Origin of the sequence: Prochlorococcus sp. MIT 1304 (assembly GCF_047305015.1) — a bacterium.
Classification (GTDB): Bacteria; Cyanobacteriota; Cyanobacteriia; order PCC-6307; family Cyanobiaceae; genus Prochlorococcus_A; species Prochlorococcus_A marinus_E.
In genome coordinates this window covers 490,605-515,135 of sequence record NZ_CP138974.1, presented here as the reverse complement: position 1 = coordinate 515,135, position 24,531 = coordinate 490,605, and the positions used below count along the sequence as shown (strand labels likewise).

Annotated in this window: 17 protein-coding genes; 5 read left to right on the top strand and 12 right to left on the bottom strand. The window is 30.2% G+C overall.

Annotated features, from left to right (window positions below; all coding sequences use genetic code 11):
* Window positions 1-27: 27 nt before the first annotated feature.
* The 5 genes from argH to SIB45_RS02780 all read right to left on the bottom strand — a co-directional run bounded on the left by argH (window position 28) and on the right by SIB45_RS02780 (window position 5,617).
* Window positions 28-1,407, bottom strand: coding sequence for an argininosuccinate lyase (gene argH / locus SIB45_RS02800; protein WP_011862039.1), 1,380 nt, complete (start codon window positions 1,405-1,407; stop codon window positions 28-30).
* Window positions 1,408-1,468: 61 nt separating this feature from the next.
* A complete protein-coding gene (locus SIB45_RS02795; RefSeq protein ID WP_011862038.1) occupies window positions 1,469-2,812 on the bottom strand; it encodes a PP2C family protein-serine/threonine phosphatase in 1,344 nt (447 codons plus the stop codon).
* A 67-nt stretch (window positions 2,813-2,879) separates the two neighbouring features.
* Window positions 2,880-4,199, bottom strand: a complete 1,320-nt coding sequence (gene ftsY / locus SIB45_RS02790; RefSeq protein ID WP_011862037.1) for a signal recognition particle-docking protein FtsY — start codon at window positions 4,197-4,199, stop codon at window positions 2,880-2,882.
* Between the two features lie 62 nt (window positions 4,200-4,261).
* A complete protein-coding gene (nusB, locus tag SIB45_RS02785; RefSeq protein ID WP_011862036.1) occupies window positions 4,262-4,879 on the bottom strand; it encodes a transcription antitermination factor NusB in 618 nt (205 codons plus the stop codon).
* 3 nt (window positions 4,880-4,882) lie between these two features.
* Window positions 4,883-5,617 (bottom strand): DUF502 domain-containing protein, encoded by a 735-nt coding sequence (locus tag SIB45_RS02780; protein ID WP_011862035.1) that lies wholly within the window; start codon window positions 5,615-5,617, stop codon window positions 4,883-4,885.
* 146 nt (window positions 5,618-5,763) lie between these two features.
* Between SIB45_RS02780 and queG the strand changes: the two genes are divergently transcribed.
* From queG to SIB45_RS02765, 3 genes are all read left to right on the top strand, one after another.
* Entirely contained in the window at window positions 5,764-6,720 is a 957-nt protein-coding gene (gene queG, locus SIB45_RS02775) for a tRNA epoxyqueuosine(34) reductase QueG (RefSeq protein WP_011862034.1), read from the top strand.
* Window positions 6,717-7,580: a tetratricopeptide repeat protein gene (locus SIB45_RS02770; protein ID WP_011862033.1), complete on the top strand. Its 864-nt coding sequence runs from the start codon at window positions 6,717-6,719 to the stop codon at window positions 7,578-7,580. Before queG ends, SIB45_RS02770 begins: the two co-directional genes overlap by 4 nt.
* A gap of 77 nt (window positions 7,581-7,657) precedes the next feature.
* Window positions 7,658-10,099: a DNA topoisomerase (ATP-hydrolyzing) subunit A gene (locus SIB45_RS02765; RefSeq protein ID WP_011862032.1), complete on the top strand. Its 2,442-nt coding sequence runs from the start codon at window positions 7,658-7,660 to the stop codon at window positions 10,097-10,099.
* Here the strand turns inward: SIB45_RS02765 and purF are convergent.
* The 7 genes from purF to SIB45_RS02730 form a co-directional block, all read right to left on the bottom strand.
* Window positions 10,096-11,556: an amidophosphoribosyltransferase gene (gene purF / locus SIB45_RS02760; RefSeq protein ID WP_011862031.1), complete on the bottom strand. Its 1,461-nt coding sequence runs from the start codon at window positions 11,554-11,556 to the stop codon at window positions 10,096-10,098. The genes SIB45_RS02765 and purF overlap by 4 nt on opposite strands.
* Before the next feature lie 47 nt (window positions 11,557-11,603).
* On the bottom strand, window positions 11,604-13,943 hold the full coding sequence (gene purL, locus SIB45_RS02755; protein ID WP_011862030.1) for a phosphoribosylformylglycinamidine synthase subunit PurL: 2,340 nt from the start codon (window positions 13,941-13,943) through the stop codon (window positions 11,604-11,606).
* 3 nt (window positions 13,944-13,946) lie between these two features.
* Window positions 13,947-14,654, bottom strand: coding sequence for a PRC-barrel domain-containing protein (locus tag SIB45_RS02750; RefSeq protein WP_011862029.1), 708 nt, complete (start codon window positions 14,652-14,654; stop codon window positions 13,947-13,949).
* Between the two features lies 1 nt (window position 14,655).
* On the bottom strand, window positions 14,656-15,813 hold the full coding sequence (gene dnaN / locus SIB45_RS02745) for a DNA polymerase III subunit beta (protein ID WP_011862028.1): 1,158 nt from the start codon (window positions 15,811-15,813) through the stop codon (window positions 14,656-14,658).
* 337 nt (window positions 15,814-16,150) lie between these two features.
* Complete coding sequence (gene thrC, locus SIB45_RS02740; protein WP_011863810.1) at window positions 16,151-17,254, bottom strand: threonine synthase; 1,104 nt, start codon at window positions 17,252-17,254, stop codon at window positions 16,151-16,153.
* 6 nt (window positions 17,255-17,260) lie between these two features.
* Window positions 17,261-17,833: an alpha/beta hydrolase gene (locus tag SIB45_RS02735; RefSeq protein WP_011863809.1), complete on the bottom strand. Its 573-nt coding sequence runs from the start codon at window positions 17,831-17,833 to the stop codon at window positions 17,261-17,263.
* A complete protein-coding gene (locus tag SIB45_RS02730) occupies window positions 17,834-19,690 on the bottom strand; it encodes an ABC1 kinase family protein (RefSeq protein ID WP_011863808.1) in 1,857 nt (618 codons plus the stop codon). It lies immediately after the preceding gene.
* 68 nt (window positions 19,691-19,758) lie between these two features.
* Between SIB45_RS02730 and SIB45_RS02725 the strand changes: the two genes are divergently transcribed.
* Both SIB45_RS02725 and uvrA read left to right on the top strand, forming a co-directional pair.
* The gene (locus SIB45_RS02725) at window positions 19,759-21,438 is read left to right on the top strand and encodes an AAA family ATPase (protein ID WP_011863807.1); all 1,680 of its coding nucleotides are present in this window, start codon (window positions 19,759-19,761) and stop codon (window positions 21,436-21,438) included.
* 54 nt (window positions 21,439-21,492) lie between these two features.
* Window positions 21,493-24,396 carry an excinuclease ABC subunit UvrA gene (gene uvrA / locus SIB45_RS02720; RefSeq protein WP_011863806.1) on the top strand — a complete coding sequence of 968 codons (2,904 nt, stop codon included), beginning with the start codon at window positions 21,493-21,495 and terminating at the stop codon, window positions 24,394-24,396.
* Window positions 24,397-24,531: the final 135 nt, after the last annotated feature.

The window sequence follows — 24,531 nt, the reverse complement described above, 5'->3', positions numbered from 1 at the left end:
CCCTTGTTGTAGAAAAATAATTGAGATTCAAATTGACAATTTTTTTTGCCAATTTTTTACCTCTTTTTCTACCTGAGCAAAACCTGTTCCACCCTCGCTATTTCTTGATTTAACGACATTAAAAGGTTTAAGGTCCACAAAAACATCCTCATCAAATTCGGGATGAAATTTTTTAAATTCATCAATTTTGAGGTTTTTGAACAACATTTTTCTCTTCAGGCAATATTTAACTATTTCACCAACAACTTGATAGGCTGTTCTAAAAGGAACATCTTTACTAACTAAATAATCTGCTAGATCAGTAGCATTAGAAAAATCATTTTCTACAGAATCAGATAAATTTTGAATATTAAATTCGATACCTTCATTGAGTAGAATAGTCATTGCCGTAATACAAGAAGAAATTGTTTCTGCAGTATCAAATATTGGCTCTTTATCCTCTTGAAAATCTTTATTGTATGAGAGAGGTACCCCTTTGACCATAGTTAATAATGCCTGAAGATGTCCATACACTCTTCCCGTCTTACCTCTTATCAATTCTGGAACATCGGGATTTTTCTTCTGCGGCATTAAGCTACTTCCTGTGGCACATTTATCTGTTAACTTTGCAAAAGAAAATTCATCAGTTACCCATAAAATTATTTCCTCTGAAATTTTACTTAAATGAGACATTAATAAAGCAGATGTAGAAACAAACTCTATACAAAAATCTCTATCGCTAACAGCATCAATACTATTTTTATAAATCTTTTCAAAGCCCAATTCTGCAGCTGTAAAGTGCCTATCTATTTTTATTTTTGTTCCAGCTAATGCTGCAGCTCCTAAAGGAGAAATATTTACTCTTCCGCGTACTTCTTTAAACCTTTCACGGTCTCTTTGGAGCATTTCTATATAAGCCAATAAATGATGAGCCAAAGATAATGGTTGAGCTCTTTGCATGTGGGTATATCCAGGAATCAAAGTATAAATATTTGCTTTAGCGAGATTTAAGAAGGATTTTTGCAAATCGGCAATTAAAATTTCAATATTATCAATCTCTTTTCTCAGCCACAATCTTATATCTGTACCAACTTGATCATTTCTACTTCTACCAGTATGTAACTTTTTACCAGTTTCACCAATTAAACTTATCAGTTTATGTTCTATACAATAGTGAATATCTTCAGAAGGTAGGCTAGGAGAAAATTTACCCTCCAAATACTCAACTTTTATTGACTCAAGTCCATTAATAATTTGCAAAGTTTCAGAAGGTGATAAAACTTTTGTTTTGCCAAGCATTTTCGCATGAGCAATCGAGCAATCTAAATCTTCTAAAATAAGCTTTTTATCAAAACCAATTGAGGCATTAAATTTTTCAATAAAGGGGTCAAGTGCATTGTCAAATCTTTTACTCCAAACTTTTGCCATATTAATTATTAACTTTAAGTATCTCTAATAAAGCATTTTTTTATATAAGTGACAAAAATATCTATTTCAATTGAAAAATTACCATCGTTGCATCATCTTCCAGATGTCTATTTTGACCTGTAAAATCATCTAACTTTTTGAATATTTTATTTAAAATTTCTTGAGATGTATAAGATTGCTTGCATAATTTTGCAAGTGTTTTAATTAACCTTTCCTCATCAAATCTTTGCCCTAAAGAATTAGAAGTATCAATTACTCCATCTGTATAATAAAAAACTAGATCATTGTCATTAAGCTTAATTTCACCACAATGATATTCAGCATCTTTTTGTAGTCCAAGTACAAATCCCTCTGCATCTAATTTTATAATTTTCTGATCTGAATTTTTCCAAAGCAAAGGAGGATTATGTGCTGCATTAGCGAATCTTAATTTTCTAGTTCTAGGGTCATAATCTGAATAAAATAATGTCACAAATCTATGCGATTGATCTAAATCATTTATTGCTAGTTGATTCAAATCATACAAAATTCTATCTGGAGGCAGACCTGTAAGAACCTCTGCACGTAGCATTCCTCTTAACATAGTCATTAAAAGACCGGCAGGAATACCTTTACCCATGACATCACCTATTACAAAAGCCCATCTTGATTTTTCTTTTCTTTTTTCAGAAATATTTGTCTTTAAGCACATAAAATCATAGTAATCCCCACCAAGCTGGAGAGCTGGTCTGCAGTGAGCCGCGAGGTCTAAACCATGGATAGTTGGACAATACTCCGGGAGTAATTGAGATTGAATTTCAGCACCGGTAGAAATTTCTCTATCTACGTTTTCATGCTTTTTTTTTGTTTTTATTAAGAAGTGATTTTCTAATCCAACCGCTAGACAATTCTCAACAAAATTAAAATAACTATCCTCAGTAATCGACGGGCCAGAAATATCTTTGCTAAAAATATATATAAATCCTCTACATTTACCTCTAGATAGTATTTTTTTAGTTTCAATTTTATATTCTTTAAAGTTATTTTTTAAAGTATTTTCAAAAGTATGAATATCTTTTATTTTAAAATTTTTTGAAAAATTAAATTTATTCAAAAAACCATTAATTTTCTCTAAAGTTGTAAAAAATTGATCATTATCGGAAATTTTTATATTTTCGTTCCATATCTCCCCCTCATAATTTAAAGGAATAATTAAGATTATATTCTCAGAAAAAATATGTTTAAAAATTAAACATACATAATCAAGTAACTTATTTATGTTGGAAAATGATTTTAAATAATATGCTAATGAAGAAGCAATTTCATCAAATTTATAATTATTTTTTAAAGTTAAGTTGGATTCATTATCTAAAAATTGTTGAATAAATTTGTTCGAAAATATTTTTTCTTTTTGATTATTTGTCAAAACAAATTTAATAGATAAGTATGTTTTAACATTAAATTTTAATTTTTAGAAAAAATTAATTAAATTTTTATTTATCAGCGAGCATAGCCTCCACAAATTCATAACTATTAAATGGTCTCAAATCTTTTATTCCTTCTCCAGCTCCAATAAACCTTATAGGTAAATTTACTTCTTCAGATACTGCTAAAGAGACTCCACCTCTAGAAGTTCCATCTAATTTAGTAATAATTGCACCACTTAAATCTGCTGATTTAGCAAAACTTTTTGCTTGCTTTAAGCCATTTTGACCCTGACTTGCATCTAAAACTAATAATGATTCAACAATTGCATCTGGAACCTTTCTATCAATAATTTTTTTTATTTTCGCTAATTCATCCATCAAATTATTTTTTGTTTGCAATCTACCAGCTGTATCAACAAGTAATAAATCAACATTTCTTTTTTTTGCAGAATTAATTGCATCAAAAACTACAGCAGCTGGATCAGCATTTTTTGATTGATTAGAGATGACCTCAACATTACTTCTATCTCCCCATACTTTAAGTTGTTCTACTGCAGCCGCTCTAAAAGTATCAGCTGCAGCTATCAAAGTTTTGTAATTACTTTTGGATGACAAATATGCTAGTTTTCCTAATGTAGTAGTTTTACCAACACCATTAACTCCTACTAATAACCAGACATTTAATTTACCCTTTTGGGGAACTAAAAGATCAGTGCCAGAACTTTTTATTGGTTTATCGATAATTAATTTTAATTCCTTCTTCAAGAATTTAATTCCTGCTTCTGCACCCAAAACTTCCTCATTTAATTTTGTTCTTAGAGAACTTATAACTTTATCTGTTGAATCAATTCCTACATCAGCTCTTATTAATAAAGTCTCTAAATCATCAAGAGCTTCAGGAGTCAAAGGATCATCTCCTAATTTATCCAATAATTCAGTAACAAATCCTTTTCGGGTTTCTTCTAATCCTCTCCGTAATTTAGTTAACCAATCAATTTCATCAATCGATATTTGATTTATTTTTTTTCCTTGAGCAGCTAATACCATTGCAGACCAAGTAAAATTATCATCAAATTCTCCTAATTGAGGTTCAGTAATAGTTTTAGACTGTATAGAAATATTTTCTTTATTAGTAATATCAATCAATTCTTGCTTTTGCTCTTCTTGTTTCTGTAATTCTTGCTTTTGCTCTTCTTGTTTCTGTAATTCTTGCTTTTGCTCTTCTTGTTTCTGTAATTCTTGCTTTTGCTCTTCTTGTTTCTGTAATTCTTGCTTTTGCTCTTCTTGTTTCTGTAATTCTTGCTTTTGCTCTACCTGTTGTTTTTTTAAAAGTGCATAAGCTTGTGCAGCCCACTCACGAGAATTATCGGATTCAATATTAGTCATTATTAATGATTCGTATTTAATATTTTAAAATACTCTTTATTTATATCAAATAATCTTGGTAATTAAATTGTTTGTAATCTCCTTAAAACTCCATTAATAAATTTTCTTCCTTGCAAGTCACTATATTTATTAGCTAAATTAACAGCCTCATCACAAGCAACAGCTACAGGTGTATTCAAAAAATTGATATCCACATAAGCTAGACGCAAAATATCCCTATCAATTCTCGGTAATCGTTTTAATCTCCAGCCATCCATTGCCTGATCAATATCAGAATCAATACTTTTAAGGTTATTAATTATATTACAAATCCTTTGATTCACATCCTCTCTAATATCAATCTGGCCGCTAGAAACAATTAATTTTGGGAAATCTAGAGTTATTGAGAGTGTATTCATTACAGTTTCAATTTTTATAAGTGATTTTTTTAACTCATCTCGCACATTTGAATAAGAGGAATCAACACCTTCTTGCAATTCACTATCTAATATTTTCTGTGAAGCATTTTCTAACTCTGACTCACAATTATCTAATTCCTCTCTGCAATACTTTATTAGGGAATCCAAAGCAGATTCAAAAATTTCTTCTATCTGAAATTTATTTAATTTCAAATCACCTTTATCTTTTATGAGGCCAAGAGAAATTAAAGATAATTCTCTAGAAAGAGATCTATTATGCATCAATTAAGAAGAAGTATTAGTGGAAGCTCGTAATTGAGAAAACAATTTTGAAAATGTTGGATTTGTAGTATTATTCTTCTCATCTGGATTAACTATCCCAGCAGAAATTATTGTTCTAAAAGCATCTTCAACAGAAATATCCAAATCTTTTACAGATGACTCTGGAACGAGTGTATACCACCCAGTAGTTGGGTTTGGTGCAGTAGGTATAAAAACACTAAGTAACTTTTCTGCTAATTCTGGCTGTAGAGAAGGACCTACATCTCCAGTTACAAAGCCTACACTATATAGTCCCTCACGAGGATATTCAACCAAAACAACTCTTCTAAATCTATTAGATTTATTGCTTAAAAAAGTTTCTAGCAATTGTTTAAGGGTTTTATAAACCGCTCCAGCAACTGGGATTTTTGATAAAGTACCTTCCCCAAATTCTAATAACCATCTTCCAACGAAATTTCTCGCCATTAAGCCTATAAGCAAGATAGCAAGTAAAGGGACAGTTAAACCTAAAGTAAGATTAATTAAATCTTGTAATAAAGGATTTAAAGTAATAAAAGGATTTAGTTGCTTTGGAACTGAAGTAACTAATGTTAAAACAAATTTACTAACTAATGATGAAAGCCAGATTGTTGTTGCCAAGGGTATTACGACTAACAACCCAGCAATAAGATCATTTTTTAGGTCTTGTTGAAGCCTAGATCCTAAATTGGAATCTTGATTTTGATTAGATTCAACCAAAATAAATTTTCTAACTATATTAACATTACTAATAATTTAACTGTTTTTACTGAGTTAGGATATATTTTTTTTAAAATATATCCTTTTTATTTATAAGTTTATTCTCCAAAATAAGTCTTAAGAGAAATGCTATAAAAAATTATGAAATGATTAATAGGATTCAAGACAAAAAAGAAATTAGTAAAAAGTTAAAAGAAAGAGCTATTTTTGAAGGTTTTACAATTGCTGGAATAGCTTCAATACCAGGTAGTTCGCGTATAAAATTAAGAAATAATGCATTAGAAAGATGGTTATCAAATAATTACCATGCAGAAATGAAATGGATGGAAGCAGAAAGGAGAAGAAATATAGGCTCACTTTTTGAAGAGGCAAAAAGTGTTTTAAGCGTTGGATATACTTACATTAATTCACAAAACAACAATAATAATTTTCTCAAGGTAGCTAAATTTGGCCAAGGAGAGGATTATCATAAAGTGATTCACAAAAAATTAAAGAATATTGGTAAATGGATCAACAAAGAAATTCCTGATTGCAAATGGAAAATATGTGTTGATACCTCTCCGCTTCTTGAAAAAGCATGGGCTGAGGAGGCAGGGATTGGTTGGATAGGTAAAAATAGTAATTTAATAAGCAAAAACAACGGTTCTTGGTTTACTTTAGGATTTATGATTCTCACAAAAGATTTAATATCAGATAAACCTCATCAATCGCTTTGTGGGAAATGTGATTTGTGCATTGAACATTGTCCCACAAAGGCAATAGTAGAACCGTTTGTAATACAATCGGATCTATGCATTGCATATCACACAATAGAGAGCAGAGGCAAAACTATTCCAAAGAAAATAGAAAAAAACTTAGATGGATGGGTCGCTGGTTGTGATATTTGTCAAGATGTATGCCCATGGAATAAATCAGTGCCATTCAACAATAATTGTGAAACCACACCTAAAGAATGGATTACAAATCTTAATATTGATGCCCTAACTTGGGACGATGAAACTTGGAAAGAAAATCTTCAAGGCACTACATTAAAAAGAATTAAACCATGGATGTGGAAAAGAAACATACAAGCAAATCTAAAAAATAACGAAACTAATATATGAAAAAGTTTTTACAAAGAATACTCTGGATCTCCTTAATCAGTTTTTACTTTTTACAAATAAAAAAAGTTCAAGCAATTGTTCCTTATTATTATTACCCAACAATAAAAAATTTAGAAAAGCAAAGTTTATATATTGGTAAAAATGCATATCAACTTCTTTATTTTGGACAATATGAAGATAGCCTTAGCTTAGCTAAATTATCTGTGAAAATAAATTCAAAAGATGAAAAGCTTTGGTTAATTTTAGCTGAAGCACAAATAGCTAGCAAACAATACAAAAACGCATTAAATTCTCTAAATAAAGCAGAGCAGCTAAACGCAAATATTAGCGAAATATATTTTACTAAAAGTAATATATACTTAAAAACATCACAACAAAAAAAGGCAAAGAATGCTTTAGAAAAAGGAATAAAGATAGAACCTAATAACCACAAAGCTATTTTTCAATTAGGAAATATTTTTTTAATAGAAAAAAATTACTTGGGAGCTATCAAATTGTTTGAAAAATCTATCAAAATTAAACCTGATTTCTGGCAAGCAATTAATAATCAAGGTTTAGCTTATTTTGAGAAAAACAATATAAATCTATCAATCAAACTTTTTAAAAGTGCAATCGCAATTCAGGAAAATGCTGAACCATTGCTAGGACTGGCCTCATGCGTTAGGGATAATGATACTAAGTTAGCAATTAAGCTAGCAAAAAAAGCTTTGGCTAAAGATCCTAGATACGTCAATTATGATTATAGAAAAGAACAGTTGTGGGGAGAGAAATTACAATCCTCTACAGAAATTCTTTTACAAAATGAACAGCTTAAAAAAGATGTAATACTAGCAAAATCCAAAATAACTGAATCATCTTAATTTTCAATACTGGTAAATATTGTTTTACCTATTAGTCTTAATTTAATTAATCAATATTTTTTCAATTTTACGTTCTAATGGATAAGAAAAACTTCACTTCTATCTCACTTCAAGAAGAAATGCAACGTTCTTATTTGGAGTATGCAATGAGCGTAATAGTTGGACGTGCTCTACCCGATGCAAGAGACGGCCTTAAGCCTGTGCAAAGAAGAATACTATTTGCAATGTACGAGTTAGGTTTAACACCTGATAAGCCATTTAGAAAGTGTGCGAGAGTTGTAGGAGATGTACTTGGAAAGTACCATCCTCATGGAGATCAGGCAGTATATGATGCATTAGTAAGGCTAGTACAAGATTTTTCTACAAAATATCCTACTCTTGACGGCCATGGAAATTTTGGATCTGTAGATAACGATCCGCCAGCAGCAATGAGATATACTGAAACCAGATTAGCTTCGATAGCTCATAAAGGTTTTCTTGAAGAAATTGGATCAGAAACAGTAAGTTTTTCGAATAACTTTGACGGTTCTCAAACAGAACCAGATGTTCTTCCGGCCCAACTTCCATTTTTATTGTTAAACGGCTCATCAGGTATTGCTGTCGGCATGGCAACAAACATACCCCCTCACAACCTAGGCGAAATTGTAGATAGCTTAGTTGCTTTAGTAAAAAATAATGATATTAGTAATAAAAAACTTTCTAAAATTATTCAAGGACCTGATTTTCCTACTGGAGGAGAGCTAATTCATAGTGCAGCAATAGAAGAACTTTATGAAACAGGAAAAGGATCTTTAACAATAAGAGGAGTTATAAATATGGAAGAAGTAAATTTAGGCAAAGGTAAACATAAAAAGAATGCGCTAATAATTACAGAACTTCCTTACCAAATTAGTAAAGCAGGTTGGATTGAAAAACTCGCAGAACTTGTCAATTCAGGTAAAATTCATGGAATCTCTGATATTAGAGACGAAAGCGATAGAGATGGAATGAGAATTGTAATAGAGCTAAAAAAAGATTCTAATTCTGAACTTGTTATTTCTAATTTATATAAAAAAACAACTCTTCAAACAAACTTTGGTGCGATATTCTTAGCTTTAATTAAAGGCAAGCCTGTACAATTAAGCCTAAAAAAATATCTCAACTTTTTTCTCGAATTTAGAGAAGAAACAATTAGAAAAAGAACTTTTTATTTTCTAAAAAACACTCTTGAAAAACTAGAAATATTAGAAGGTTTATCTAAAGCCACAAAAAACATAAAAAAAGTTGTAGCAATTATTGAAGAATCAGAAAATTCTGTAGAAGCTAAATCGAAATTAATTAAAAATTTTTTCCTAAGTGAAAAACAAGCAAGTTCAGTTTTAGATATGCCACTAAGAAAATTAACAAATCTAGAAAAGAATCAAATTGATAATGAAATAATAAATTTGGAAGAAAAAAAGAGTTATTTTCAAAAATTATTAAACGAAAGAGAATTATTACTCGAATTACTTATAGAAGAGCTATTAATCTTAAAGAAGAAATACAATGTTAAACGTAAAACAAAAGTAATTAAAAATATCAATCAAAATAAAGAACTAGAAAATCTCAATAATCAGATATTAGAGGAATTCATAAATAAAAAAACTAAATTATGCATTGACAATAGACTTTACTTAAAGAAAATGATTTTAGGTAATTACAAGAAATCATTTGAAGTTGTAAATAAATTTATAGATAATAAAAATATTCAAAAATTTATATGCAATATTGAAAAAAATATAAAATTAATTGGCATCACAAATACAGGAAAAGTTTTTAATATTGATTGGGAGTCAAATGTAAATAATGACTATAAATTAGACAATAAAATACTTGGAAATATTCATCCTAGTGAAATAATAAACTTTCATTCAATTAAAAAAGAAATTAAAAATTATTTATGCATCTTGAATTCAGATGGAAGATTTAAAAAAGTATTATTTGATGAAGATATGATTAAAAGTAATAGATCTTTCACAATTACAAAATTAAAAAATAATTTAAAAACAATTGATTCATTTATTTCTAATAAAAACAAAGATTTAATAATTTTAACCTCGATAGGAAGAATTTTTAGATTTAATTTATCAAATAAAATTTTAACGCCAACTTCTAAACAATCCCAAGGATTAATACTCGCAAAACTTTTACCAAGTGAAACAATCGTATCTTGTTGTCCATTTGATAATGGAGAAAATATTTTTTTAATATCTAGACAAGGAAAAATTTTTTGTATAAATAGTAATGAAATTTATTATTCCAATGAATACAGCTTGGGTTACTTAAATGAAAAAACCCAACTTAAAAACGATTGCTTCTTTAAAATAGTAACAAGTAACCATTATCTTGATATTGAAACTAATAAAAATAAATCTGCAAGATTAGACCTAAATAAATTAAATTTCAAACCAAATAAATCAAAATTTTTAATAGATTTTTTAAACTTAGACAAAGATGAATATCTTGAAAATTGTTTCCGACTTGAAAATTTTATCGACTAAGATTTATATTCATTTTCAACCCAATTTAAGTATTCTTGATTTACTGTTCCGGTTACATAAGACCCGGTAAAGCAACTCATCTCCAAATCCTGAATAGGAGAATCACTTATTATAGATTTCCGTAAACTTTCAACACTTTGATAAACAAGGTTATCAATTGAAAGATGATCAGCAATTTCAGCTATTGTTCTGTCATGAGCTATTAATTCATCTCTATTCGGCATATTAATTCCATAAACATGAGGAAAACGAACAGGAGGGGCTGCTGATGTGAAGAAAACCTTATTTGCTCCTGCATCTTTAGCCATCTGGACAATTTCTTTTGAAGTGGTACCTCTTACTATCGAGTCATCAACAATTAATACATTTTTATTTTTAAACTCTGCGCTCATTGCATTTAACTTTTGTCTTACAGATTTCTTACGTTTCTGTTGACCAGGCATTATGAATGTTCGGCCAACATATCTGTTTTTAAAAAAACCCTCCCTATATTCAATCCCTAACTGTCTTGCAACTTGCATTGCAGCAGGTCTAGAAGAATCAGGAATAGGCATAACTACATCAACGTCTCCAGAATTAATTGTCTGTTTTATTGTTTCTGCCAAATAATCTCCCATCTTTAAGCGAGCTTTATATACTGAAATTCCATTCATTATTGAATCTGGTCTAGCTAAATAAACATATTCAAAAGAACAAGGAAATAACATTGGATTTTCAGAACATTGCTTAGAAAAAAACTCACCATTAAGATTTATAAAAACAGCTTCTCCAGGATCTACGTCTCTCACTACTTGATAATCGTTATTCTCAAGAACTAGAGATTCGCTAGCAACCATCCACTCTTCTTTTTTTGTAGTTAACGAAAATCTTTTTCCTATGACTAAAGGCCTAATACCGAAGGGATCTCTGAATGCTAATAAACCATGTCCTGAAATTAATGCAATTGAAGCATATGATCCCTGAATTCTTTTATGTAAAGATTTAACGGCACTAAAAATAATATCAGGTTCTAATTCTTGATTATGAATTTGTTCTTGTAATTCTGTCGCAAATACATTTAACAACATTTCAGTATCACTTGAAGAATTTGTATGCCTTTTATCAATATTAAATAATTGTTTTTCTAGAACTCTAGTGTTCGTCAAATTTCCATTATGTATCAAAACAATTCCATAAGGAGCATTAACATAAAAAGGCTGTGCTTCTTCTACACTTTCTGCTGATCCTTTTGTTGCATACCTAACATGACCCAATCCAATTTTGCCGATTAAATTCCTCATATCTCTCGTTCTATAAGCAGTATTAACCTGACCTTTAGCCTTATGTATATGGAAAACAGTATTTTCCATTGTAGCTATACCTGTTGAATCTTGACCTCTATGCTGCAAAAGCAAAAGACTATCGTAAATTTGCTGATTTACATCATCTGAAGAAACGATTCCAACTATTCCGCACATAACTTAATATCTTAAAAATTTTAATAGTTGAGAAATGTTTTTCATATTTAAAAGTAATCTGAAATACTATTATTAAATTTTTCAGATAATTCCTCAACCCTAATATTGCAAATATTTTTATCTTGGATATTTATCTTAAGAGTTTCACTAGACACATGTCCTATTTTTTTTACATATACACTTGATGGAAAGTTTATTTGATTTTGTTTTAAATAATTAAGCCATTCATTTTGTTTAATTTTGTTTATTGAAAAAATAATTCTAGAACCTCCTTCTGCAAACAATAAATTATCTTCTCTGTTTATATCTTTTTTTAATTCTATCGTTGCACCTTTTGCAGATAAAATACAAGACTCTGCTAAAGCTATAGCTAAACCGCCATCGCTAATATCGTGAGAAGAAACTACAAGACTATTTAAAATCGCATTTCTTAAAAAACTCTGGCAAAACTTTTCATCCAACAAATCTATTTTTGGAGGCCGACCAGTAATTTCTCCATGAAAATATTCCAAATAAGAACTAGCTGCAATTGTCGTATCTGATTTATAGGAGCCAATTAACCAGATTTGATCATCAATATTTTTCCATTCACAACTTATAGCTTTTTCGATATTATCTATCTTTCCAACCATTCCAATAACAGGAGTAGGATTGATAGGAGTAATTAGATTATCTTTGTTTTTAGATTCATTATATAAAGATACATTACCTCCTGTAACAGGAGTTTCTAAAGCTTTACAAGCTTCTGTAATTCCATTACATGAAGATGAGAGTTGCCAATATCCTATTTCACTCTCAGGGGAAGAAAAATTTAAATTATTTGTAATTGCTACAGGTTCAGCACCAACACAACTAACGTTTCTAGCGGACTCTGCAACGGCAGCGATAGATCCTCTAAAAGGATCAAGCGCAACCCATCTACTATTGCAATCAACTGAAGCAGCGACACCAGAAAATACTTTACTTTTATTTTTTTTATATTGTTCCCTTAGTCTTACTACGGCTGCATCTGATTTTCCAGGTTTAAAAACTGTATTTGCTTGAACTTGAGAGTCATATTGTTTATAAATCCATCGTTTAGAAGCTATTGATGGATTAGAAAGTAGTTTTAAAATGATTTCTTGAAAAGAAAATTTCTTATTTTCCTTCAATGAAAATATTTTTTGCTCATGAATTTCTGGTAAATCATTTTCTTTCCATTCCCATTTATTTAAAAGATCGTCGGGTGGGTTATTAATCACATTATGGAAATTTACAGGAGTATCATCAGATAAGGCAGAAGTAGGTATTTGAGCCACAATTTTACCTTTATGAGAAATAATTACCTCATTAGTTCCTATCACTTCACCAATAACACTGGCATATAATCCCCATTTATTAAATTTTTCAATAAGATCATTAATTTTTTCTTCTTTAACGACAAACAACATTCTTTCTTGCGATTCAGATAATAAATATTGGTATGAAGACATATCATCTTCTCTGGAAGGGACCAAATCTAAATCAATTGAAATCCCTAAATTTCCATTTGCAGCCATTTCCGCGCTACTGCATGTTAAACCTGCAGCACCCATATCTTGAGCTGCAATAACATCCCCTGTCTTGAAAGCATCCAAACAAGCTTCAATAAGACTTTTCTCAACAAATGGATCACCTACCTGAACTGCAGGTCTATCATCCAATGAAGTTGTAGTTAATTCTGAACTAGCAAAACTAGCACCACCAACACCATCTCTGCCAGTTGTATTACCAACATATAAGACTGGTGATCCTACATTTTTAGCTCCAGAACAAACGATTTCTTCGGTCTCTAAAAGTCCTAAAGCCATAACATTCACTAAAGGATTTCCAGAGTAACTATCATCAAAGTCAATTTCACCTCCAACAGTCGGCACACCTACGCAATTTCCATAATGTGCAATACCGGATACAACTCCTCGTAGTAAATCAACATTTGATGATTTATCAAGATTGCCGAATCTCAATGAATTCAAGACTGCAATGGGCCTTGCACCCATTGTAAATATATCTCTTAGAATTCCTCCTACCCCTGTTGCTGCTCCTTGAAAAGGTTCAATAGCAGAAGGATGATTATGACTTTCTATTTTAAAAACAAGTTTTTGATTATTTCCAACATCAATAACTCCAGCATTTTCTCCAGGTCCAACTAAAACATTTTTACCTTTAGTGGGAAACTTAGATAGTAAAGGTTTTGAATTTCTATAACAACAATGTTCGGACCACATAACGCCAAACATGCCTAATTCTGTTCTGTTAGGTTTTTTCTTTAATCTTTTGCAAATTTCTTCGTAATCATTAAGTGTTAAATTTTCAACTTGTAGTGCTTCATTAAGATCATATAGATCATTATTTTCTTGATTTATCATTATTTATATCCAAGGGTCATCTTCTTTTTTTTCACTAGACGAGATAGGTGTTCTGTCATTATTATAAAAACTTTTTTGTTTAAAATCTAAGTTTTGGCTAATATCTTCATCTTCTTCAAGCCATTCCTCTAATCTATTAGAAGCAATATTTTTCATATCATCAAATCTATCAAAAATTTTTTTCCCTTTTTGCATAAATTCATTTTTAATACTTGATTTTATTAAAGATAAATCATCTAAAGAATTACTTTCACAGAATACCAATCCCGGTTGTTGATCTATAATATTATCAATAGTCAATTTCCATCTACTAGAACCTGGAATCTTAGGATTAGATCTAGAAACCAAGTAATATTTAATTGTTCCCGTTTTTATTTCAAATAAAAAATCTGCAATGACTCCTATTTTTGATCCATTTATATTAATAAGATTAGCTTCTATTAAAGTAGGGAACCTATTTAAAGTTGCTAAATCCGAAATAGCAGGATCGCCTTTGACATAAATTTCATTATCTATTATTTGAGAAATTTGATTTAATCGCCAAACATTTCTTTTTAAACCTAAATTTGAAGGACGAGAGTACCATCCTAGAATCCGGTGAACCGGAGGGTGCATCCAAACATTTTCACCATTTCCATAATTAAGGACCATATTACCCTTAACACTATAATTTAGTAATTCACTTAATAAAATTTCTTTAGGTAATTTCAAATTAAGAACGAACCTGCACAGGCATAACTAGATAAGTAAAAGAATTAAGATTATCTTCTGGTACAAAAACAGCTGGAGTAGTTGCAATATTACATTTTAAAAGTACATTTTCAGAAGCAATAACTTTTAAACCTTCTAACAAATATCTTACGTTAAATGCAATATCAAAATTTTCTCCAGAATAAGAAACAGGTATTGATTCATTTGCATTTCCAATGTCTTGAGCATCTGCGCTGATTGAAGCTAAATCTGTATCATCTAATTTAATCTTTACAACACTACTTTGCTGATCAGCTAAAACAGCAATTCTTTCTAAAGCATCAATTAATTTTTTTGTATTAAAATTAAGAATTTTTGAAAAAGAATCAGGAATTAATTGTGAATAATTAGGATAAGTACCTTCTAAGGTTCTTGTAGTAATTATTTGATTAGAAGATATAAATACTACTTGACCTTTGTCATAGAAAAGCTTAATTGATTTTTCTGAACTTCTCAAGGATACTAGTTTTTCAATTTCTCTTAATGATCTATTTGGGATGGTTACCGATAAATTATCAACATTTGAAGATAAGTTTTCTTTATTTTCAATATCTTCTTCATTACCAATTAAAGCTACAGCCAATCTATGGCCATCTGTAGAAGCAGACTCCAAATAATTTGGTTTGAAGGTAAAATTGACACCTGTGAGTAGTTGCTTTGAATCATCATTACTACTGGCAAAAATGGTAGATTTCAAAGCCTTTAAAAAAGAACTAGGATCAATATTCAAAGAAGTGCCGCTTTCAACAAATGGTAAATTGGGGTATTCATCAGAGGGTATCCCTTTTAGATTAAAAGAACCTCTGTCACTTTTTATTAGGATGTTATCTGAATTCTCTTCTACTTCTAGAGAAACAGGAGTTTCATTAGGTAATTTATTTACTATTTCGGATAAAAGTTTTGAAGGTATCGTAATTGCTCCACTATTTTTAATAGTTCCATCAAAAGAAGTTTGAATTCCTAAATTTAAATCAAATCCTGTGACGCTTATTTTATTAGTTCCTTGGTCAGCTGTTAAAAGTATGTTTGCAAGAATTGGATGCGTTGGCCTTGAAGCAACTGCCTTGCTTACTAGTTGTATAGCATTATTTAATTCATTTTGATTACAAATAATTTCCATCAGAATTTGGAACTTTTTACAAATACAATATACTTTTTTCGTAAATTAAATTCAATAAATTTATTTTTTAATTTTTCTAAATATATAAATAAATAATAAAATAAAAAAATTAGTAGTAGTAGTTCTTGTGGGAACTGTGGAATTCTTAAATTAAATACCTTGTCGAGGTAGTTTACGAAGAAAAGAATATGTGTAAAAAATTTTTTATTTGTTGAATATTTTTTTCTTTTTTTGAAAATTTTAAATTTATTCAACAAATAGAATTTCTTGTTATGTACTTTTCAACAAATGAGGTTTGTTTTTAATTGATTTCCACAGACAATATTTTTTTTGGATTTTAATATCCTAAGATTTTAGTTATATTTTTTAATGAAGGTTCAATATTTTTCCTAAAAATAGCATCATTATTTTTAATAGCGCAATCAGGATCTTTCAAGCCATTTCCAGTCAGAACACAAACAATAGTCGATTCTTTCTGAATTCTATTTTTATTTTTAATCAGTCCAGCAACTGATGCTGCACTGGCAGGTTCACAAAAAACCCCCTCTTTGGCAAGGATTTTATAAGCATCGATTATTTCTTTATCTGTAACTGACTGAAAATCTCCTTTACTCTCCTTTCTTACTTTTTTTGCTTTTTCTCTATTTACAGGATTCCCAATTCTGATTGCAGTTGCAATTGTTTCCGGATCTTTAACTATTATATTTTTTACTAATGGAGCAGAGCCTTCGGATTGAAAACCCATCATTATTGGTAATTTCAAATTTTTTTTAATTTTTGAATACTCTTTAAATCCCATCCAATAAGCAGTTATATTTCCTGCATTGCCCATTGGAATACAAAGCCAATCAGGAGCATAACCTAAGTCATCAACTATTTCAAAAGCTGCTGTCTTTTGTCCTTGTATTCGATATGGATTAACCGAATTAACAAGTTCTACTGGATGTTCTGAGGATAAATCTCTAACAATTTCAAGGGCCTTATCAAAGTTTCCATTAATAGATATTATCTCAGCGCCATACATTAATGCTTGAGCAAGTTTTCCTTGTGCAACAAATCCTTCTGGTATTAATACATAAGGTTTTAATCCTCCTCTCGAAGCATATGCAGCAGCAGCAGCAGAGGTATTTCCAGTGCTTGCACAAATAACTGCTTCACGCCCTTCTTCTTTTGCTTTGCTAATTGCCATAGTCATACCACGATCTTTAAAAGATCCTGTTGGATTAAGGCCATCATATTTTAAAAAAACTTTTGTTCCATTTCCAATTAAGTTGCTAATTAATTCGCTTAAGATCAGTGGTGTATTTCCTTCATTGAGGGAAATAATAGGAGTTTTCTTCGTTACTGGGAGATATTGTTTATAAGCTTCTATAAGGCCAGGCCATCTTTTTTTTCTATAATTAAAACGCAGTTTATTTTTGATTTTATCTAATAACACCATGGTTGTTTAATTTGTTTTGATTTTTTCTAAAGGGGAATTGGTAAAAAAGGTTAATAGTTCTGAAATCGATTCTACTTTATTCATAACTTTGCTCAAAGCGCTAACATCTAAAATTACAGTTTTAGTTGGATATGCTTCAAAAAAATTTATTAGATTTATTTTTCCATTTCCTATATTAATACCTTGAATCACGCTTGCTCTAAGGGCTAGCATGCCTGTTCTTTCATCAGTTGCTCTAGGTGGGTGAATAATAGATGAAAGTCTTGTTAAAAAAACATCTCCTATTTCAGAGTATACAAGTTTGCTTGCAATGGTAATAGGAACTTCAAAATCTTTTTTTAAAACTGTTCTAATTTCTTTATCGGGAGATCCTGTTGCTTTCAAAATTCTCCTTAATTTTTTTGTGGATTTACCTTCTGTAGCAAAAGTTTTTAAAGAAGCCACTTTAATTGTTCTAGAAAATATGCTGTATGTGATCTTAATTTCTTCAGCACTATTAGCTTTTGGAATATTTAAAAATAATGGAGAAATTACTAAAATAAAAAATATTTTAAATATTAAAATTTTGCTAAACTTCATTTAGATATTTGCACCAGCAGCAATCTTAACAAGTCTTACTACTCCTTTTTCAGTTACTTTTTTTGCAATCTTTATACCCATTTCTTTTGTATAAGGTTCATTTATTAGTCTTGGAACCCTTTTTAGAAAAATATCAATTGAATACCCGGGGACTTTTTGTAAAATCTCTAAGAAGTTTCTCAATGGCTCTACGTACATTATAAGGTCATTTAAGTTATTATTCTCGTTGATAGTATTTAATTTAATTGATTGTGGAAGGTAGTTATTCAAACTTTTCAATATTTTTAGACTAAATAAATCTATCTGATTTGTTAAACCTTCAACTATCTCATTTCTAAGAAATCCTCCATTTGGAGAAAAGAGAAGATTTATAACTTCGTCTAAAAGTTTTTCTAAATCGAGATTTGTTTGCTTTGCAGCGTTAGAAAGTAGATCTTCTAAACGGTCCCATTTAAATTTTTTATTATCAAAAAGCATTTCTTTAAGACTTTCCCTTAATTGTGGATCAGGATCTTCCATCAATCTTCTTGCAAAATATGGATAAGCCGCGCCTAATATCTTGAAGTTTGGATCTACGCTTAAAGCTATTCCTTCTAATGTAAGTAATGACCTAATTATAAGCGCGTAATATGGTGGTAGTCTGAAAGGGAATTTATACATAACACCAGACATATCGTCTGTAACGCTTTTAAAATCCATTTTCGACACTCCTTGTTCAACGGCGTTAATGAAAACATCTTGAAATGCTGGAACAATGGGCTCTAGATTAACTTCCTCTGATAAAAATCCCAATTTTACGAAATCTTGAGACAATTTATCGAAGTTTTTATTTACTAAATGTACTACTGCTTGAATTAATCCCGATCTTGATTCTCTAGAAACCTCGCTCATCATTCCAAAATCTAAGTAACATAATCTTCCATCTTCTAAGGCTAATAAATTACCTGGATGTGGGTCTGCATGAAAAAAACCATGTTCTAAAAGCTGTTCTAAACTGCATTGCACTCCTATATCAATCATTTCATCAGGATTAATTCCTAATTTTTTTACGTCTTCTAAATTTGTTAATTTTGTACCGTCTATCCATTCCATTGCTAATACTCTTCTTGATGTTATTTCTTTATAAATTTTTGGTACAGCAATCATTTTGTTATGTTTGTGCATATCTCTAAATTTTTCTGCATTTGCAGCTTCGTTTAGATAATCCATCTCCTCAAAAACTCTTTTGCCTAATTCATCAATCAAAGCAACTAGATCACTTCTTATTAATCCGATATTGTTTTTTAGCCAATAAGCAATATTTCTAACTATATAGAGATCTAAGGTTATTTGTTCTCTCAATCCTGGCCTTTGAACTTTTATTGCAACGATCTCTTCGTTTTTTAATTTCGCTTTATGTACTTGCCCTAAAGAAGCAGCGGAAATTGGTTCTTTATCAATTTCTAAAAAAATCTCATTTATTTTGTATCCTAAATCTTCTTCTATTAACTCCATAGCTTTATTGCCATCAAACCCGGGGAGTTGATCTTGCAATTCAGATAATTCTTCTAGAAGAATCCCTGGGATTATATCTGGTCTTGTTGATAAAGCTTGGCCTGCCTTAACAAATGCAGGCCCAAGTTCTACTAATAAATTTGTTAATTCTCGTGCTCTAAATCTTGCTTGCTGTTCATTTTTTAATCTTCCAGTGAATTTATCCCATCCCACGGAGAAAATGTAAGCAAAAATAGGTATGAGTGTTTGCCAAAGTCTTTTTAAAAGTCTTTTAGGATTTTTTTTGTAAATTTTAGAAATTGTATCCGGATCGTAATTTAAGAGTCCAGATACCTCAATAAAATCAGTAAAATCTTCTTTCATAACTTTATATATTTAAAACCTTTATTTTTTTAAAAAAGAAGTTAATTTTTTTATATGGAAGATTTATCATGTTAGTACAACTAAAAATAGAAAATATTGCCTTAATAGAGATTATAGAAATTAATTTCGAAAAAGGTTTGAATATCATAACTGGGGATTCAGGTTCAGGAAAATCATTAATTTTGGATTCCCTCAATGCTTTATTTGGTGGAACTAATATACCTCTAAAACATTTAATACGTCCAGGAAAAGATTTTTGCGTTATTGAGGCGATATTTTCTTCTTCTATTCAAATCAATAATTGGTTAATTCGTAATGGTTTTGAAATAACTTCTTCAGAACTACAAATTAAAAGAAAATCTTATAAAAAAAATAATAAAATCTTAACCAAATATAGCCTTAATGATTTACCAATTAATAGACAATCATTAGAAAAACTTGGAGGATTTTTAATTGATTTTGCAGGTCAATCTGACACTTTTATCTTTGATTCTCTTGATAAAAGAAGACTAATTATTGATGACTTATGTTCTCAAGAATTTAGAGATACTAGCGAAAGGATTAAAAATATATGGGGAGAGATTAAAGTTTTAAAAGCCTTAATGGATGAAAAAATAGAATTTTCTAGGAATCAAGAAGAAAAAAACTTGGCAATTAAACACATGTTGAAGAGTTTAGAGGAAGCTGATTTAAATTCAAGTGAGGAAATTTTAGAACTAGAGTTATTAGAAAATAAACTTGTAAATAATCTTGAAATTAATAATTCAATTAAATCATCATTAGAAAATTTAAATAATTTCAGTCATGATGAACCTTCAGTAACTTCTTTTATAAATCAATCACTAAAGATTTTAAATAAAACAGCAGATTTTGATTTAAAGATTCAAAAATTTAGAGAGAAGTTATTCAATATTCATGCTGATGTTGAAGATTTAATTTTTGATTTAAAATCATATTTGCAAGAAATAGAAAGTTATGAATCTAATCTTCCAGAAATACAAAAAAGATTATTCTTTTTAAAAAACTTAGAGAGAACTTTTGCGTTAGATTTAACTCAATTAATTGAAAAACGCGATCAATTAAAGATGTATTTTCAACAAAATGATCAAGGTAATGAGATTTGCAGGATTAAAGCTCAAATTGAGAATTTTCAAAGTAATCTAAATTCTTTATTTGTTATTCAATCTATTGAAAGAAAAAAAATTGCTAAGCAGTTACAAAATTCAGTAATGTTAATTTTAAGCAATCTAGGTTTAGAAAATGCAAATTTTTTAATTCAATTTTCTGAATGTAAGCCTTCTGGCGATGGAATTGACGATATAAATTTTTTGTTTTCGGCTAATCCTGATCAGAAGCTTGCTCCATTATCAAATGTTATTTCTGGCGGAGAAATGTCAAGATTTTTATTAGCTATTAAATCTAGTATTTCTAAACAACCCAACACTTTCTTTTTAGATGAAATTGATAGTGGTTTAAGTGGTAAATCTCTATTTTCTTTGGTTGAGCTTATAAAAGAAATTTCTAAAAATCAACAAGTCTTATGTATTACACATCAACCATTCCTAGCTGCTAGGGGATCAGTTCATTTTAAAGTTAACAAAAACGTAATTAATGGAATAACTTATACTTCAATTGCAAAACTAACTACTAAAAATCAAAGAAAAAATGAACTGATCGAACTTATAGGTGGAGGTTCTTGCGAAGTAATCGAATATGCTTCTAGACTCCTTGATCGCTCAGCTGCGTAAAACAGAAAAAATTCTACTATAATAGCTGTTTTAAATCATTAATTAGATTTAAACATGGTTAATAAAGTTGATAGTAGTTTTGAAGAAGATAATTCAATTAATATTAGAGGTGCTCGTCAGCATAATTTAAAAAATATTGATCTTTCTCTACCTAGGAATAAATTTATAGTTTTTACGGGTGTTAGTGGAAGTGGTAAAAGTTCTTTAGCCTTTGATACTATTTTTGCTGAAGGTCAGAGAAGATATGTTGAGAGTCTTTCTGCATATGCAAGACAATTTTTGGGTCAAGTAGATAAACCAGATGTTGACAATATTGAGGGTTTATCACCTGCCATTTCAATTGATCAAAAATCTACAAGTCATAATCCTCGATCAACAGTTGGAACAGTAACAGAGATACAAGATTATTTAAGATTATTGTTTGGTCGTGCTGGTGAGCCGCATTGTCACCACTGCGGGATTCCAATTTCGCCTCAAACAATTGATGAAATGGTGGATCAAATTCTTCTTTTGCCAGAAGGAACAAGGTACCAATTGTTGGCTCCTGTTGTAAGAGGTAAGAAAGGAACACATACAAAATTAATAAGTGGACTAGCTGCTGAAGGATTTGCCAGAGTTAGAATCAATGGGGAAGTAAGAGAACTTGCTGATAGTATTGAATTAGATAAAAATCAAATTCATAATATTGAGGTAGTAGTTGATAGATTAATTGCAAGAGAAGGAATACAAGAAAGATTAAATGATTCTCTTCAAACTTGTCTCAAAAGAGGAGATGGCTTAGCAATAGTAGAAGTTGTCCCAAAAAAAGGAGAAAATTTACCTTCTAACTTAGAGAGAGAGAAACTTTACTCAGAAAATTATGCATGTCCTGTACATGGCTCTATTGTTGAAGAACTTTCTCCTAGATTATTTTCTTTTAATAGCCCATATGGTGCTTGTCCAGATTGTCATGGGATTGGTTATTTAAAAAAATTTACTGCGGATAGAGTTATACCTGATAAAACATTGCCTGTTTATGCTGCAATAGCTCCTTGGAGTGAGAAAGATAATACTTATTATTTCTCATTACTTTATTCTGTAGGACAAGCTTATGGTTTTGAATTAAAAACTCCTTGGAAAGATTTAAGTGATTTGCAAAAACAAGTTCTACTTTTGGGATCAGATAAACCAATATTAATTCAAGCTGATAGTCGTTTTAAAACTTCTAGTGGTTTTGAAAGACCTTTTGAAGGAATTTTACCAATTTTAGAAAGGCAATTCAATGAAGCCAATGGTGAATCAGTTAAACAAAAATTAGAAAAGTATCTAGAATTAGTTCCCTGTAAGACATGTTCTGGAAAAAGATTAAGACCTGAGGCTTTGGCCGTTAAAATTGGTCCATATAATATTACTGACTTAACTTCTATAAGTGTTTCTGAAACCCTAAATCACATAGAATTCCTCATGGGTTTGAGTAATACAAAGAAAAAAAATATATCTTTATCAGAAAAACAAAAGCAGATAGGTGAATTGGTTTTAAAAGAGATTCGTTTACGTTTGAAGTTTTTAATTAATGTAGGCTTAGATTATTTAACTTTAGATAGACCAGCTATGACTTTGTCTGGTGGTGAGGCTCAGCGTATTAGATTGGCTACACAAATAGGAGCAGGTCTTACTGGGGTTTTGTATGTATTAGATGAACCAAGTATAGGTTTGCATCAGAGAGACAATGACAGATTATTAGAAACATTAAAAAGCTTAAGAGACTTGGGAAATACTTTGGTTGTTGTTGAACATGATGAAGATACTATGAAATCCGCAGATTATTTAGTAGATATTGGTCCAGGGGCAGGTGTTTATGGTGGGGAAATTATTGCTAAGGGATCTTATCAAGATGTCTTAAATTCAGAAAAGTCATTAACTGGAGCTTATCTCAGTGGTAGAAAGTCGATTCCTACTCCAAAAGAACGTAGATCATCTGTAAAAAAAAGTTTAATTTTAAATAATTGCTCTAAAAATAATTTAAAAAATATTTCTGTTGAATTTCCTTTAGGAAGGTTAGTTTCTATTACTGGCGTGAGTGGAAGTGGGAAGAGTACTTTGATAAATGAATTACTTCATCCTGCATTATGTCATTCTTTAGGATTAAAAGTCCCTTTTCCTCAAGGCGTAAAAGAGTTAAAGGGTATAAAGGCAATTGATAAAGTTATCGTTATTGATCAATCTCCAATAGGAAGAACTCCAAGATCAAATCCTGCTACATATACTGGTGCTTTTGATCCTATAAGGCAGATATTTACTGCTACAGTTGAAGCAAAAGCAAGAGGCTATCAGGCTGGTCAATTTAGCTTTAATGTGAAAGGAGGAAGATGCGAAGCTTGTAAGGGTCAGGGAGTAAATGTAATTGAAATGAACTTTTTACCTGATGTGTATGTTCAATGTGAAGTATGTAAAGGAGCTCGTTTTAATAGGGAAACTCTTCAGGTGAAATATAAAGGTTTCAATATATCTGATGTCTTAGAGATGACTGTTGAACAAGCTGCAGAAACATTCTCTGCAATACCTCAAGCTGCTGATAGATTATCTACATTGGTAGATGTCGGTTTAGGATATGTCAAATTAGGTCAACCAGCTCCTACATTATCCGGTGGAGAGGCTCAAAGAGTTAAGTTAGCTACGGAATTGTCCAAAAGGGCTACTGGAAAAACTTTATATTTGATTGATGAACCAACTACAGGATTAAGTTTTTATGATGTTCATAAATTAATGGATGTGATACAACGTTTGGTAGATAAAGGTAATTCAGTAATTGTTATTGAACATAATTTAGATGTTATTAGATGTTCAGATTGGATTATCGATTTAGGTCCTGATGGAGGGGATAAAGGAGGAGAAATCATTGCAGAAGGTATTCCTGAGGATGTAGCTAAAAATCCTAGAAGTCATACAGCAAAATATCTTAAAAAGGTCTTAAATTAAAAAATTCTTGTTGTATTTCTTTGTATTTTTAATTATCTGAATAAAACCAAATTCTTCTTTTAAGGGGTATTATTTCAGGTTGCAACTGCTTTTACAAAACCTTTGTATTAAATAAATTTTTAAAATCATAATGCT

Coding starts and splice junctions, on each gene's coding strand:
- argH (WP_011862039.1), bottom strand. CDS start 1,407: ATGGCAAAAGTTTGGAGTAAAAGATTTGACAATGCACTTGACCCCTTT.
- ftsY (WP_011862037.1), bottom strand. CDS start 4,199: ATGACTAATATTGAATCCGATAATTCTCGTGAGTGGGCTGCACAAGCT.
- nusB (WP_011862036.1), bottom strand. CDS start 4,879: ATGCATAATAGATCTCTTTCTAGAGAATTATCTTTAATTTCTCTTGGC.
- queG (WP_011862034.1), top strand. CDS start 5,764: ATGATTAATAGGATTCAAGACAAAAAAGAAATTAGTAAAAAGTTAAAA.
- SIB45_RS02770 (WP_011862033.1), top strand. CDS start 6,717: ATGAAAAAGTTTTTACAAAGAATACTCTGGATCTCCTTAATCAGTTTT.
- SIB45_RS02765 (WP_011862032.1), top strand. CDS start 7,658: ATGGATAAGAAAAACTTCACTTCTATCTCACTTCAAGAAGAAATGCAA.
- purF (WP_011862031.1), bottom strand. CDS start 11,556: ATGTGCGGAATAGTTGGAATCGTTTCTTCAGATGATGTAAATCAGCAA.
- purL (WP_011862030.1), bottom strand. CDS start 13,943: ATGATAAATCAAGAAAATAATGATCTATATGATCTTAATGAAGCACTA.
- dnaN (WP_011862028.1), bottom strand. CDS start 15,813: ATGGAAATTATTTGTAATCAAAATGAATTAAATAATGCTATACAACTA.
- thrC (WP_011863810.1), bottom strand. CDS start 17,254: ATGGTGTTATTAGATAAAATCAAAAATAAACTGCGTTTTAATTATAGA.
- SIB45_RS02735 (WP_011863809.1), bottom strand. CDS start 17,833: ATGAAGTTTAGCAAAATTTTAATATTTAAAATATTTTTTATTTTAGTA.
- SIB45_RS02730 (WP_011863808.1), bottom strand. CDS start 19,690: ATGAAAGAAGATTTTACTGATTTTATTGAGGTATCTGGACTCTTAAAT.
- SIB45_RS02725 (WP_011863807.1), top strand. CDS start 19,759: ATGTTAGTACAACTAAAAATAGAAAATATTGCCTTAATAGAGATTATA.
- uvrA (WP_011863806.1), top strand. CDS start 21,493: ATGGTTAATAAAGTTGATAGTAGTTTTGAAGAAGATAATTCAATTAAT.